Origin of the sequence: Collinsella tanakaei YIT 12063, from assembly GCF_000225705.1 — a bacterium.
Lineage (GTDB): Bacteria > Actinomycetota > Coriobacteriia > Coriobacteriales > Coriobacteriaceae > Collinsella > Collinsella tanakaei.
In genome coordinates this window covers 546,146-559,848 of the sequence record NZ_JH126467.1, presented here as the reverse complement: position 1 = coordinate 559,848, position 13,703 = coordinate 546,146, and the positions used below count along the sequence as shown (strand labels likewise).

Annotated in this window: 9 protein-coding genes; 4 read left to right on the top strand and 5 right to left on the bottom strand. The window is 61.6% G+C overall.

Annotated features, from left to right (window positions below; all coding sequences use genetic code 11):
• Window positions 1-372: IS110 family transposase (locus tag HMPREF9452_RS02765; protein ID WP_009140582.1), on the bottom strand; the 372-nt coding region annotated here is incomplete at its 3' end.
• A gap of 1,718 nt (window positions 373-2,090) precedes the next feature.
• Here HMPREF9452_RS02765 and HMPREF9452_RS02760 point away from each other — a divergent pair.
• The 3 genes from HMPREF9452_RS02760 (at window position 2,091) to HMPREF9452_RS02750 (ending at window position 7,484) form a co-directional block, all read left to right on the top strand.
• Window positions 2,091-3,206, top strand: coding sequence for a response regulator transcription factor (locus HMPREF9452_RS02760; RefSeq protein WP_222703956.1), 1,116 nt, complete (start codon window positions 2,091-2,093; stop codon window positions 3,204-3,206).
• Window positions 3,207-3,302: 96 nt separating this feature from the next.
• Window positions 3,303-6,008, top strand: a complete 2,706-nt coding sequence (locus HMPREF9452_RS02755; protein WP_009140580.1) for a valine--tRNA ligase — start codon at window positions 3,303-3,305, stop codon at window positions 6,006-6,008.
• Window positions 6,009-6,125: 117 nt separating this feature from the next.
• Window positions 6,126-7,484 carry a bifunctional folylpolyglutamate synthase/dihydrofolate synthase gene (locus tag HMPREF9452_RS02750; RefSeq protein ID WP_009140579.1) on the top strand — a complete coding sequence of 453 codons (1,359 nt, stop codon included), beginning with the start codon at window positions 6,126-6,128 and terminating at the stop codon, window positions 7,482-7,484.
• A gap of 7 nt (window positions 7,485-7,491) precedes the next feature.
• Here HMPREF9452_RS02750 and HMPREF9452_RS02745 read toward each other — a convergent pair whose 3' ends face one another.
• Window positions 7,492-8,580 (bottom strand): anaerobic sulfatase maturase, encoded by a 1,089-nt coding sequence (locus HMPREF9452_RS02745; RefSeq protein WP_009140578.1) that lies wholly within the window; start codon window positions 8,578-8,580, stop codon window positions 7,492-7,494.
• A gap of 212 nt (window positions 8,581-8,792) precedes the next feature.
• Here HMPREF9452_RS02745 and HMPREF9452_RS02740 point away from each other — a divergent pair, with 212 nt between their 5' ends.
• On the top strand, window positions 8,793-9,884 hold the full coding sequence (locus HMPREF9452_RS02740; protein ID WP_009140577.1) for a M24 family metallopeptidase: 1,092 nt from the start codon (window positions 8,793-8,795) through the stop codon (window positions 9,882-9,884).
• 313 nt (window positions 9,885-10,197) lie between these two features.
• Here HMPREF9452_RS02740 and HMPREF9452_RS02735 read toward each other — a convergent pair whose 3' ends face one another.
• From HMPREF9452_RS02735 to HMPREF9452_RS02725, 3 genes are read right to left on the bottom strand one after another with little or no spacing between them, the layout of a single operon-like run.
• Window positions 10,198-10,587: a DUF1667 domain-containing protein gene (locus HMPREF9452_RS02735; protein WP_009140575.1), complete on the bottom strand. Its 390-nt coding sequence runs from the start codon at window positions 10,585-10,587 to the stop codon at window positions 10,198-10,200.
• 2 nt (window positions 10,588-10,589) lie between these two features.
• Window positions 10,590-12,005, bottom strand: coding sequence for an NAD(P)/FAD-dependent oxidoreductase (locus tag HMPREF9452_RS02730; RefSeq protein ID WP_009140574.1), 1,416 nt, complete (start codon window positions 12,003-12,005; stop codon window positions 10,590-10,592).
• Between the two features lie 2 nt (window positions 12,006-12,007).
• Window positions 12,008-13,447, bottom strand: coding sequence for an NAD(P)/FAD-dependent oxidoreductase (locus HMPREF9452_RS02725; RefSeq protein ID WP_009140573.1), 1,440 nt, complete (start codon window positions 13,445-13,447; stop codon window positions 12,008-12,010).
• Between the last annotated feature and the right edge of the window lie 256 nt (window positions 13,448-13,703).

Sequence of the window (13,703 nt, the reverse complement as noted above, 5' to 3'; positions counted from 1 at the left end):
GGCGGCCTCGGTGCGCTCGTCGGGCACCCACACCTCGACGACGTTGCGGCAGGCGAGGAGCCTGGCGAGCCACTCGGCGTCGCGCCGGTCGTTCTTGCGCCCGCGGTCGGCGGCCGGCCGGTGCATCTTGGAGACGGCGCCTACGGCGCAGTCGACGCCGAGCGCCCTCAGGGCGCGGCAGAGGTGGAAGCCGGTCGGGCCGCTCTCGTACACCGCCTTGGGCGACTCGAACCCCAGTGCCCACTCGGCGACCGACGCGGGGTCGTATCCGAACCTTGCGCGGGACACCTCGCCGGTCATGGGGTCGAAGGCGCATGCGGAGATGCTCCTCGCGTGGACGTCGAGACCGATGGCTGTGACATAATTGGACATGGCGGGCCCCTCTCCGTCGCATGTGGCGCGCGGCCACGGTTGGCGCTACGACCATTGTCGCCCGACCCACGATAGAGCTGCAAGGGGAGGGGCTCCCAATGTTCAACTCATATCGTCTCGTTTTATGGGCCGCGATATTGAACGGGGGCTGAAGCCGTGAGGCTCACCAAGGCACTCAACAATAACGTAGCCGTAGCGCAGGATGAAGAGGGGCCTATAGGACAAAAGGCGGGCGGCCGTTTCCCGTTCGCTTAAATCTCGTGCCCCGTTTTTATCTCCCGGACAAAAAGCGTGCTCTCCTAAGCGGTGAAGCTGCAGGTGGGCGCCCGATAATCGAGCTGCTATTCCTTTCGGGCGGAAGGGTTCGATGAAAAGGGCGAAGTGCCCGTGCTGCGGGGCGGAGGTGCGCAGTAACGAGAAAACTGAGGCGTGGGCGCGGAGATGGCGCTGCGAGCTGTGCGGGGCACCTGGGACCGTTTCGTAGGACTCACAACGTCGCCAGACTCGAGGATCTCCCGGTGCGGCTGTTCTCGTGGGGCGGGAAGCTTCACACGCCTCCCATCGACCTCGTGCACCCGGACGTGCTCCGTCCGGCCGGCTGGTGGGCGGAGCGCTGTCCGCAGCCGTGCCCGTTCCGGGCGGACTTCTGGTTGGGCTGCTCGCACGCCGAGAACCCGACTCCGGCTGGAGCCCCTTCTTTCCATGCCGACCGACGACGATATCGACCCGCTCTACAGGACCTGCTCGGCATCACCCAAGCGCGGGGGCGACGGACCCGTATGGGGGAGCTGGGCCACAAGGATATGTATCCCCTTTGGCTACACTGAAAAGCACGCTTTGTATTCTATAAGGCTCCATTACGCGGGCGTGCATCATTGGATGTCCTTCACTTGATGGCACCGGCTGTCATTAGGAGAAATGGCGGCTTTAATGACAAGACGGTTGCGCAGGCGAGCTCTATACTGATGACCAAATCCACAAGGAGGTCCGCCATGAAACGCAGCCCAAACAAAGCAATGGCCCCGTGCGTTCAAAGAGCTACCGCATACGCTCTTTGGGGCATACTTCTGTTAGCCCTTCCGCAATTCGCTCGCGCGAGCGCACTTGCTCCCGCCGGCTTTGGCTTGAGCGGGTTTCCCCAACTCGTCATGTTGCTTATCGTCTCTCTTCTCGCAATGATGATCGAAGGTTTGGACGAACATCTACGTCCGCTTGCGCGCGCTAAGGTGATTGCTTTCGCTTGCCTGCTGTATCTTGCCCTCGAGGTGGGGTTTCTTGTTGTTAGGGATACTCCGGCTTGGGTGTCGAGCACGCATGAGGGCTGGTTCGTTCTCGAGCAGGTTCTCTATATGACTTTGGTGATGCAATGGATGCTCCGGATGCACGCGGACGCTACGGCGCACGATTATGGCCTTCAAGATGGTTTGCGCGCAGGGTCAGACGACAAGCGACTCGTTGGCTATCGCAACTATCCCCGGATCGCTCTTGCACTCTTTGGTGGCCTTACGCTGTCGTCGTTAGGGATGGATGTAGCAGATGCCTGGTTGTCCTCGTTCTTCGCGCAGCAGGGTTTCGCGCTACCGGTCGATTTTGCTATGGGTCTCTCGGCTTTCGCCTTCGCTGCGTGCGCGTTGCTTCCGTTGCGAGCTTGGCTTGCGAGCGGCATGGGTTTGCACGCATACCTTTTGGTGTATTTTTGCTCAAAAGTGAGTGCCCTTATGCTTATGCGACTGGTGCCAGCTGGTGCGAGCCTTTCCATTGCCGCGATATTTGGAGTTGCCCTTGCATCCATTCTTATCCTGTTGCTTGTTGCCGTGCATCTGAAGCGCGGCCATGCTGATGGTAGCGTGGAGTATGGGGGTCAAGAGCTGCGAGCGAATACCTCGCTTGTCGCTCTTGATGGAATCGATGCGCTGTCTTCCCGAGAGCGTGAGGTGCTTGACCTCACGTTGCAAGGTCTTACCCAAAAGGAGATCGGTGCTCAGCTGGGTGTTTCGGTCGCTACTGCGGGGACCTATCGCACGCGTGCATATCGGAAGCTCGGTTTCACCTCAAAGGAGGAGTTGATCGCCCTGTTGGAAGCGCGCCGCCAAGTCAGGGGAGATTCTACCCAGGTGACAGGCGCTGATCTTGCCGCCCGGCGTTCGCAGGTACTGCACCCGTTGCTGGTGAGCGCCGCGCCGTTTCTTTTCGTGGCGGCCGTGCTTTATGTGCCATTAAGCCTGCTGCCCTTCGAGGTGCGCTTCGCGCTATCCCCCGTACTCGTTGTTGCAGTTTTCGCGGTGGGAATCGTGTTGCTTTTCGCTGGCGCGACGGGTAGAGCGCCTGACCAAACGACTGAACAAACGACTACACAGACGGAGACGCGCGATAAGGGCATCACTAACAATGAATGGGGCGCCGCGTGCGTCTTGGCGTGCTGCCTCATCTCGCTCAGCGCGCGCATGTACACCGATCGCGGTTATACCGATCCAAACAGCGTCAAGCTCGATATCGAGCTTATCGCAGTCCTTTCAATCGTGGCGATTGTCCGCGCCCTGGGTTGCCGGCGTCAGGCTTTTGAGAGCATGCAATTCCCGTCCCTTCTCGATAGGAATCAGTTTTACCGGCGTGCCTGCAGCTTGTTTGTCGCTATGGGGTATTCGGACGATGAGGCGAAGGCGCTAGCGGATACGTGTCTGGGCAAAACCGCGGCGAGCATTGCAAAAGAGCTCTATATGTCTCCGTCGCGCGTGCGCGCATGCCGAACGTGTGCCTATCGTCAGCTTGGCGTTCGCGATGGCGCCGAGTTCCGCCGTGCTGTATCCAGGCTTATTGCTGCACAATTCACGTAGAGATTGGCGGCGTCTTTGAGCGAAATGTCTGCAGCTCATTTGCTGTGTTATCCTGTTATGCGTTTACGCAAACTTCGACTCTTGGGGAGCATGGATATGGCAGAAGAGATGCCCAAGACATATGATCCTGCGGTCAACGAGCCCGCAATCCTTCAGAAGTGGCTTGATGGCGGCTACTATCGCCGTCGTCCCGGTGTGGGCGACTGCACCGTCACCATTCCGCCGCCCAACGTTACCGGTAAGCTGCATATGGGCCACGCAACCGATGACTCCATCCAGGACGCCATCGTCCGCATGGCGCGCATGCGCGGCAAGTCCACGCGTTGGATCCTGGGCACCGACCATGCCGGCATCGCTACCCAGACTAAGGTTGATAAGAAGCTGAAAGAGGAGGGCATCAGCCGCCTCGAGATTGGACGCGACAAGTTTATCGACGCCTGCTGGGATTGGACCCACGAGTACGGCGGCATTATCCAGGACCAGATCAAGCGTATGGGTTGTTCCATCGATTTCGAGGACGAGCACTTCACCATGGACGCGGATTACGCCGAGGCCGTGCGCAAGGTCTTTTGCGACTGGTACCATGACGGCCTGATCTACCGCGGAAAGCGCATCGTCAACTGGTGCCCCAGCTGCACCACCGCCATCTCCGATGACGAGGCCGAGTACAAGCAGGAGGACGGCCACCTGTGGCACCTTCGCTACCCGTTGACCGAGCCCGTCAACGGCCAGGACTACATCGTTGTCGCCACCACTCGTCCCGAGACCATGCTGGGCGACACGGGTATTGCCGTCAGCCCCAAGGACCCCGAGAAAGAGGCCTTTGTTGGCAAGACCGTCATACTGCCCATCGTCAACCGCGAGATCCCCATCTTCTCCGATTGGCACGTGGACGCCGGCTTTGGTTCCGGCTTTGTCAAGGTCACCCCTGCGCACGATCCCAACGACTACGCCATGGGCCAGGCTCACGACCTGCCGCAGATCAACATCTTCGACGAGCACGCGGTGGTGGTCGAGGGCTACGGCGAGTTCTCCGGCATGACCCGCGAACAGTGCCGCGAGGCCGTTCTGGCGTGGTTCGAGGAGCACGGCCTGCTGGACCACGTTGAGGACCACGACCACTCCGTCATGCATTGCTACCGCTGCGACAACACGCTGGAGCCCTGGCTCTCCGAGCAGTGGTTCGTTGCCGTCGACAAGCTGAAGGAGCCCGCGCTCAAGGCCGTCGAGGATGGTCGCGTGACCTTCCACCCCGCGCGCTGGACCCAGACCTACACCACCTGGATGGAGAACCTTAAAGACTGGTGCATCTCCCGTCAGCTGTGGTGGGGACACCGCATTCCGGTCTTCTACTGCGAGGACTGCGGCTGGGAAGATGCCTGCATGGAAGACGTGCACGTGTGCCCTAAGTGCGGCAGCACTCACGTGCATCAGGACGAGAACGTGCTCGATACCTGGTTTAGCTCCCAGCTGTGGACGTTCGCCACGCAGGGCTGGCCCCAGAAGCCCGAGCTGCTCGAGGGCCATCATCCCACCACCGCGCTGGTGACCGCCCGCGACATCATCGCCCTGTGGGTCGCCCGCATGATCATGAGCTCGCTGTATTTCTTGGACGAGGTCCCGTTCCATGACGTGGTGATCTATCCCACCATCCTGGCCAAGGACGGCAGCCGCATGTCCAAGTCCAAGGGCAACGGCGTGGATCCCATGGACCTCATCGGCATGTACGGCGCAGACGCCATGCGCTTCAACCTGCTCACCCTGTGCACCACCAACCAGGACGTCAAGTTCGATGCCAACATCGATAAAAAGACCAAGCAGCTGGTGGATAGCCCGCGTACCGACCAGGCTCGCTCCTTTGTGACCAAGATTTGGAACGCCAGCCGCTTTTTGCTGATGAACATGGAGGGCTACACGCCCGGTGCCCCGGTAGCGGAGACCGCCGCGGACGCCTGGATGTTCTCCCGTCTGGCAAAGGCGTCGCGTAGCGTTACCGAGGGCATCGAGCAGTACACGTTTGGCGAGATGGCTCGCGGCGTGCAGACGTTCTTCTGGAACGAGGTGTGCGATTGGTACATCGAGATCACCAAGGGTCGTTTGAACGACGAGTCCACCCGCCTGCAGGCGCAGCGCAACCTCATCTTTGTCCTGGACGCGTCGCTTCGCCTCATGCATCCCTTGATGCCGTTTGTCACGGAGGCGATTTGGGATACCATGCCCGCTAGCTGGCTTGACGTTGACCCGGCTACCGGTGAGGCTAGCCGCGCCGATGCCCTGATCGTTGCCGCCTGGCCCGAGCCCGACGCACTCGCCCAGTACGTGGACGAGGACGCTGAGCGCTCGTTCGAGCTGCTCCGCACCGTGGTGACCGCAGCCCGTTCCACTCGCGCCCGCTACCGTCTGAGCCCGCGCGAGGAGCTTGATTTGGTGGTCCGCGCCGGCGCTGCCGACGTCGAAGCGCTCGAGGGCCTGCGTGGCACCATCGAGTCGCTCGCCCGTACCAGCAGTCTTGTGATGGGCGCCGACGTCGATAAGCCTGCGGCCAGCACCGCCATTGTCGAAGGCGGCGTCGAGGTCTTCATCGTCCTGGAGGGCAAGGTGGACCTGTCTGCCGAGAAGGCTCGCATCGAGAAGGAGATCGCTTCTTCCGAGAAGGAGCTCGCCGGCCTTAAGCGCATGCTCGCCAACGAGGGCTTCATCTCCAAGGCGGCTCCCGCCGTGGTCGAGGGCAAGCGTGCCCGAGCGGCAGAGCTTGCCGACGCTCTGGAGGCCCTGAAGGGTCAGCTCGCTGACTTCTCATAGTTGTAGCGCTATGTTTGGGTGCGCCCCGCGGTGGGATGTCCGCTGCGGGGCGCACTTTTTTGATATGTTCAATTTGCGTGCCGGCGCATGTGCGCCGCGGTAGAAGGAGTGCTCGCGATGACATATAGTTGCCCGTTTTCCATCGAGGAGCTGGCGTATGACGAGGCGGTGCGCATCGCGCACGATACGGGGAAGATCTCCGGCGACGCCGGTCCCTTGCTTGAGACCGTGGTGGATATGCTGGACGAGCTCGAGCGCCCGGACTCGCACTTTGATTGCATCCAGATCGCGGGTACCAACGGCAAGACCTCGACATCGCGTTTCGCAGCGTCGATCCTTGGTGGAGAGGGACTGAAGTGCGCGTTGTATACCTCGCCAGAGCTCGTCCATATGGAAGAGCGCATGGAGATCTTGGGCGCCCCCGTGGCGCCTGCGCAGTTTGCCCACGGCGTCTCCGCGGCTCGCGAGGCGGGCCGTCGCGTCAACCTTCGTCGCGAGGAGGCCGGCGAGGCCCGCTATACCATCACGCCCTTTGATTTGCTTACAGTTGCCGCGATGGTAGTTTTTGCAGAGGCTGGCGTAGACGTGGCGGTGCTGGAGGTTGGCATGGGCGGTCGCTGGGATGCCACCAGCGCCACCGACCCCGTAGCCGTTGCCGTGACGGGCATCGGCTTGGACCACATGAGGATTCTGGGCGATACCTTGGAGAAGATCGCGGCCGAGAAAGCGGCGGTCATCAAGCCGGGGCGTATCGTTGTGCTGGGCGAGGGCACGCACGAGCCCGGTGTGTGGCGTGTCATGAGCGAGCGATGCGATAAGTGCGGCGTTGCGCCGCTGGTCTCCTCGCATGAGACGCTTGAGCTGCCGGAGCGCCTGGGCGATCGCGTCCGCTTTGCCTGCCAGACCGCTAGGCGCCGCTACGAGGTCTCGATGCCCAAGCCGTCCTATCAGCCGCAAAACGCCGCGTGTGCCATCTTCCTGTGCGAGGCGTATATGGGGCGAGCGCTTGACGCGGCATCGCTGCAGGCGTCTCTTGCGGCTTGCCCCACGCCCGGCAGGTTCGATGTGCTGCGTGAAAGCCCCCTGGTGCTGGTAGACGCATGCCATAATCCGCAGAGCTGCGAGAACTTTGTCTCGGCGTTGGACGAGATCGATCCGGTGGTGGAAAACAGGCCGGCCCTCTTGGTGGCCGCGCTGGCCGACAAGGATGTCTCCGGCATCGTAAACGTGCTTCTCCCGGCTTTTCCTACCTTTGCGGTGACCCAAACGGCGAGCGACCGTGCGCTACCTGCGGGCGAGCTAGCGAAGCTCGTTGAGGACGAGCTTGCACGCTGCGGCCGCGCGAACGCTTCCGTAGAGGTGTTCGCCTGTGTGGACGATGCCCTGGATGCGTTCACCGCCGCAGGTAGAGACGTGGTCGCCGCGGGTACCATTACGCTTGCGGGCGAGGTGGCGGGCTGTCTTTCCCGCAGGTAGGCACTTGCTATAGCGAGCGGGCGATCTGCTGCATAGCGGGCGCGGCGTATTCCAAGAAGTCGCGGTAGCCGCAGTAGTCTTGGCGGTAATAGGCAACGTTCAAGCGCTTGCAATTCTTGTGGCAGATGCGCTCGAAGGGGCAGGTGGCGCACTGCGAGCAGTCGCGGCGCGGCTCCGCCAGGAAGGTTTTGACGGCGCCGCACGTGGCCATGTCCTCAAGCGAGTCCGTTTGAACGTTGCCGCAACGGTACTGATCGAGCACGTAGAAATCGCAAGGGTAGACGTCCCCGTTGCTCTCGACCACAAATTGCGGAGCGCATCGGCCCAGCATGCCGCACTGCTGCGGCGGGTAGCCGCGAAACAGCGGGATCACGTTGTCGAAAAGCGTCACGCTCATGTAGTGGCCCCGGCGGAAATCCTCTGTCCATAGGCGGAAGAAGGCCTTGTAAAACGATGCGAAAGCCTCGGGCGTCAGCGAGAACTCGTCCCCCTCCTCATCGTCAAAGCCGGGTAGGCAGGGGATGAGCTGCACGTAGTCCAGCTTATGCTGGCGGTAGAACTTGTAGACCTTTTGCGGATGCTTGGCCAGCTGCGCGGTGAGCACCGTGAGGACGTTGAAGTCGACCTGCGCCGCTCGCAGAAGCTCTATGGCGTGCATGACGCGGTCGTAGGTGCCCTCTTGCGCGGCGTCAGGACGCAGCCAGTTGTGCAGGTCGCGGTAGCCGTCAAGTGAGACGCCTACCAGGAAGTTGTTCTCATGGAAGAACTCCGCCCATTCTTTGTCTACGAGATAGCCGTTGGTTTGCAGCGCGTAATGGATGGTTTGATTGATGCGGTGGTCCGAGACGTAGCGGGTGAAGTCCCGGAAGAACTCGAGCCCCGCCAGCGTGGGTTCGCCGCCTTGGAACGCAAAGGTGACCTCCGCATCCTCGCCCAGGCCGAGCGCGCGGTCAATAAGGGCGCGCATGGTTTGGGACTGCATCACGCCGTGGCTTTTGACCTCGCGATGCGCCGACACGTCTGCATAGAAACAGTATCGGCAGCGCATGTTGCAAAGCGATGACGCCGGCTTGATGAGAAAACTGATGTGCTTCATGGTGTCCCTGTTATACGTGGTTGAAATCTAGCATTGGGTCTAGTATAGCCTTGCGCTCGCTAGGATAGAATCAACTGCGAGCGCGGTGCGTGCGGGTGCATGCGCCGTGACGAGTTTGGAACCTTATTTGGGATTTGTTTGCAGCGCCGCGATGTTCGCGGGTGCCTATGCGGGTGCTCGCGGGTTGCGGCAAGGTCGATATTGGAGGAGCTATGGCAACCGTTGATGAAGCGCGAATCGCTCGCGTGCTGCAGGTTCTTGGCGAGGGGCATCCCGGCTCCCAGCTGCTGGTGACCGATTCGTGGTCTATCTACTATCTAACCGGCTTTTATGCGGAGATGGGGGAGCGGTTCTCCGGTCTGCTGCTGTCCGATGGCGAGCGCCCGGTCATCTTTGACAACGCGCTGTTCCCCATCGATGAGTATGACAATGCGGACGTGGTGCTCTTTAGCGATACCGATGACCTTGCAGGGGTCTTGATGGCTCGCATCGACCCTGAGCGCCCGCTGGGCATCGATGCGCAGATGAGATCTGGTTTCCTGCTGCCGTTGCAGGAGCGCCGCGCCGCCGCATCGTTCTTTTTGGGGTCTTACGCCGTTGCGCGCACGCGGGCGATCAAGGACCAACGCGAACGCGAGCTTATGCGCCGTGCAAGCCAGATCAACGATCAGGTGATGGCGCAGCTGCCCTCCCTGGTGCATGCGGGCGTGACGGAGCGCGAGGTTGCCTCGCGGCTATCGGGCCTCTACAAGGAGCTGGGGTGCGACGGATTCTCGTTCCCTCCCATCGTGAGCTTTGGCGCCAACGCGGCAGATCCCCATCACGAGCCGGATGACACCGTGCTGGGCGACAACCAGGTTGTGCTGTTTGATATCGGCGGCCAGTATCGCGATTATTGCTCTGACATGACGCGCACTTTCTTTTGGGGCGAGCCGGACGAGGAGTCCGCTCGCATCTATGACGTGGTGCGTCGCGCGAACGAGGCTGCCGCGGCCATGGTGCGTCCGGGCGTTCGCTTTTGCGACATCGACCGCTGCGCGCGCGATATCATCGAGCAGGCCGGTTACGGGCCGTACTTCACTCACCGCTTGGGCCACTCCATTGGCATGCAGGATCATGAGCCGGGCGATGTCTCTCTTTCTAACACGGCCGTGGTGGAACCCGGTATGACGTTTTCCATCGAGCCGGGGATCTATCTGCCCGGACGCACCGGCGTGCGCATCGAGGACTTGGTCCTTGTGGGTGAGGAGGGCGTCGAAGTGCTCAACTCCTATACGCATGAGCCGGTGAGGCTGGACGCGTAGGCATTCCTGTAAGGGCATAGCACGCGATCTCTGGGCGCCGTGCCTGGTCTGGTATTACTTTGTACCGTTTTAGACGGCTTATGTGGTCCCTTTTAATACCGCTATGAGAATTGGTATTAAAAGGGACGCTTTTTTGCAAAAAAAGTGGCACATGATAATACCGATTCCAAAGTTGGTATTGCCACGTGCCACTTGAAGGGCTTCAATATGGTCCAAAGTAATACCTAAAACATCGGTATTACTTTGGACCATTTTTGGTGCCATTGGTGCATCCTGCATCGGTGCGGTCGCGGTTGCGAGCAGTGACAAGGGCCTAGCGCTCGCAATCGATATCGAGGGACGCAACCACGTCGACGCCGCTATCCAGTATATCGGGCACCACCACATCGCCCATGCGTACCGGCGCTACCGCTTGCGTGGCGCGCAGCAGCTCCATGGCCTGCATGTGAAGTGCGCGCGGGATGGCCTCCTTGGTGCGAACCGGCAGCAGCGGTTGGTCGCCGCCGGTGACGGGGACGGTGGTTGCCAAGATGCGCATGGGGCAGGTGGTCTCCTGCTCCGCAAATGCCGCGCCGCGCTGGCAGCGGTTGCCGTGGACAGATAGGACGCGGGTGACGTCGCCATCTTTCTCAATTACCACGTCGAGTAGGCACTCGGACGGGCATGTGGTGCAGTGGAACTGCAAAGCTTGCGTGTCTGCCATGGTTACCGTACCTCCTTTGCGGGCGTATCCTCATCCTCGACGGGCTCGACGCTAAACGTGATGCTCCCGTGCGCCTGCTGCATCATCTTGGGTGTGAGTGGTATGAACTCCATGATGCTGGGTTTGAACGCGCGCGGCTTGCCCTCAAAGATGACCGTGCCGCCGCTAGAAACCTTGATGCGCGCGCGGTCATGCGGACGCCGCACGCGAAAGTACAGTTTCACCAGCTTATCCGTGTTTGAGATGACCTCCGGCAGGGCGTAGCTGGCTATGCCGCCCGCCTCTACCTTAAGGTTTTCGGCTTGGACGGGGGCGGGGTTGACGTTGGCGGCAGCGCCTTCCCGGCTTTCAAGGTCTTCCTCGTCCACGTACATGGAGTTTGCCCACGATGCCGCGGCGGCGCCCGCGCGCTCGGCCTCAGCCGTGGCGTTGTCCGCAAGGTCGTGCACGTGTAGAACGTTGCCGCACGAGAAGATGCCGGGCACGTTTGTCATAAGGTCTTGGTTCACCATGGCGCCGCGCGTGCGGGGGTCGAGCTTTACGCCGGCGGCGACGGAGATCTCGTTTTCTGGGATGAGGCCAACCGAGAGCAGCAGCGCGTCGCAGGGGATGGTGCGCTCGGTGCCGGGGATGGGGGCGAGATTTTGGTCTACGCGCGAAACCTCGACCGCTTCGAGCCTGTCATGGCCAATGATGCGGGTGACGGTGGTTGAGAGGTGCAGCGGAATGCCAAAGTCCTCAAGGCAATTCTTCACATTGCGGAACAGTCCGTTTGCGTAGGGCATGAGCTCGTAGACGCCCTCCACCTCGAAGCCTTCCAAGGCCAGGCGGCGCGCCATGATGAGGCCGATGTCGCCGGACCCCAAGATGACGAAGCGTCTGCCCGGCGCCAGATTCTCGATATTGATGTAGCGCTGCGCCAATCCCGCGGTGAAGACGCCGGCGGGGCGGCTGCCGGGGATCTTGATCTCCGAGCGCGTGCGCTCGCGGCATCCCATGGCGAGGACCACGGATGCGGAATCGAACTCGATGTATCCATTGGGGCTCATGCAGGCGACGGTGTGGACGGCGTGCGAATCGCGCGAGGGCGCGGGGGAGTCGATGCCCGCAGCGCCGTTCGCGTCGCCGCCGTCGATAGAGAGCACCATGGTGTTGGTAAAGACGTCGACGGCGGTCTGCTTCACCTGGTCGATGAGCCGCTGGGCGTATTCCGGTCCGGTGAGCTCCTCTTTAAAGTGCTCGAGACCAAATCCCGGATGGATGCACTGGCGAAGGATACCGCCCAAGTGCGCGTCTCGTTCTATGATGGCGACACGTGCGCCGACTGCCTGCGCGGAGAGCGCAGCTCCCATTCCCGCGGGGCCGCCGCCAATGACCAAAACGTCATAGCGGGTGCGTTTACGTGCATTTTCGCTCATGGCTAGCGCACCTCCTTTACAGGGCCGTAGACGATGTTCGAACCCTTGTCCTCAAGAAGGACGTCGGCGGGATCGCAGTCGAGTTCGCGGGCGAGGATGCGCACCACACGGCTCTGGCAAAAACCGCTTTGGCACCTTCCCATCCCGGCGCGGCAGCGGCGCTTGACGCCTTCGACCGAGACGGCTCCCGGCTCGCGGCGGATCGCGGCGACAATCTCAGCCTCCGGCACGGTTTCGCAGCGGCACACCACGCGCCCCCAGGCAGGGTCGGACCCGATGAGTTCTCGCTTGCGATCGGGCGAGGCGAGGTCGAAATCCTCCGGCACGGTGCGCGCGGGGTTATAGCCGGGCTTTTCGATAAGCGTTATGCCCGCTTGGCGAATGAGGCCCTCGATTCGTTCTGCCACGGCGGGCGCGCTGGCGACGCCGGGGGACTGGATGCCGGCGGCCTGGAACAGGCGCGGCTGCGCGGCGGAGCGCTCGATAAGGAAGTCGTTAAGTCCGCGGATGACTGCTCGCCCGCCCGCGAACGCGCGGACTAAGCGGCGCGTATCCAGGTCAGGGACCAGTTTACGGGCTCCGGAAAGCAGCTCCTCCACGTCCGCGGCGTAGGTATCGTTGTCGCCCGCCTCGTGAATTGCGGCCGTTGCGGTGATGACGGTGTTGCCATGGACCGTTCCGGTCACGATGACGCCTTTGGAAACCGACGTCGGGATAGGGTAGAGCGGCATGAGGGGACGAGCCTCATGGTCCAAAACAGCGATGTTGCCCTGGCGCCATACCAACTCAAAGTGTTCGCCGCCCGCCATGCGCGAGATGTCGGCGCAGCCGTTGCCTGCGGCGTTAACCAAGTAGGAGGCGCTAAGGTCGCCGGCGGACGTATGGAGCACAAAGCCGTCGGCATGCTCGTCGATCGCGTCGACCGCGGCGCTACGCCAGAATTCGACGCCGTTCGCAGCGGCGTTCTCGGCGGCGGCGATGGCGACTTCAAAGGGGTCGACGTAGCCGGTCGAGGGGCACCACAGCGCGCAGGTGGCTTCCTTGCTCGCGCGGGGCTCGTGCTCCCAGATCTCATCGTCCTCTATAATGCGCATGTCCTCGACGCCGTTGGCGCGTCCGTTTTCCAGCAGCTTTTCCAGGTGCTCGCGGTCGGCGGGGGAGAAACCCAGCACCATGGAGCCGGTGCGCTTAAAACCAAATCCAAGCTCTTTGGCCCAACGGCCGTAGAGGGCGCAGCCGCGTGCGTTAACGCTCGCCTTGACGGTGCCTGCCGCCGGATCGTATCCGGCGTGGACAAGACCGCCGTTTGCCTTTGTCGAGCCCAGCGCGATGTCGTTGCCCGCCTCCACGCAGGCGATCGCAAGGTCATATCGTGAAAGCTGGCGCGCGATGGCGCACCCCGTGATGCCTGCTCCCACGATGACGATATCGTAGTGTCTCACCCTGATATCACGTCCTTTTTGGTGTCAGGTGTTCATGTTTCATGGCTTATGGTATCCCTGCGGCAGGATTGGCACGCATGATATAGACGAAGCGTCAATAAGCGTCCGCGAACGGCCTTATGCTCCGTTAGCGGACGGCGCCATTCGCCCCGACGCGTTTCTATACATACGGGGATTCTTGCTGCTGGGCGATGCCGCCACCGGGCCGCGTTGAATCAAAATGCATGAATAATGGACGAAGCCGCCGTATGCGGTA

What these genes read in the sequence shown, in the direction of transcription:
- HMPREF9452_RS02760 (WP_222703956.1), top strand. Translation starts at nt 2,091, where the DNA reads ATGCTTATGCGACTGGTGCCAGCTGGTGCGAGCCTTTCCATTGCCGCG.
- HMPREF9452_RS02745 (WP_009140578.1), bottom strand. Translation starts at nt 8,580, where the DNA reads ATGAAGCACATCAGTTTTCTCATCAAGCCGGCGTCATCGCTTTGCAAC.
- HMPREF9452_RS02750 (WP_009140579.1), top strand. Translation starts at nt 6,126, where the DNA reads ATGACATATAGTTGCCCGTTTTCCATCGAGGAGCTGGCGTATGACGAG.
- HMPREF9452_RS02730 (WP_009140574.1), bottom strand. Translation starts at nt 12,005, where the DNA reads ATGAGCGAAAATGCACGTAAACGCACCCGCTATGACGTTTTGGTCATT.
- HMPREF9452_RS02755 (WP_009140580.1), top strand. Translation starts at nt 3,303, where the DNA reads ATGGCAGAAGAGATGCCCAAGACATATGATCCTGCGGTCAACGAGCCC.
- HMPREF9452_RS02740 (WP_009140577.1), top strand. Translation starts at nt 8,793, where the DNA reads ATGGCAACCGTTGATGAAGCGCGAATCGCTCGCGTGCTGCAGGTTCTT.
- HMPREF9452_RS02735 (WP_009140575.1), bottom strand. Translation starts at nt 10,587, where the DNA reads ATGGCAGACACGCAAGCTTTGCAGTTCCACTGCACCACATGCCCGTCC.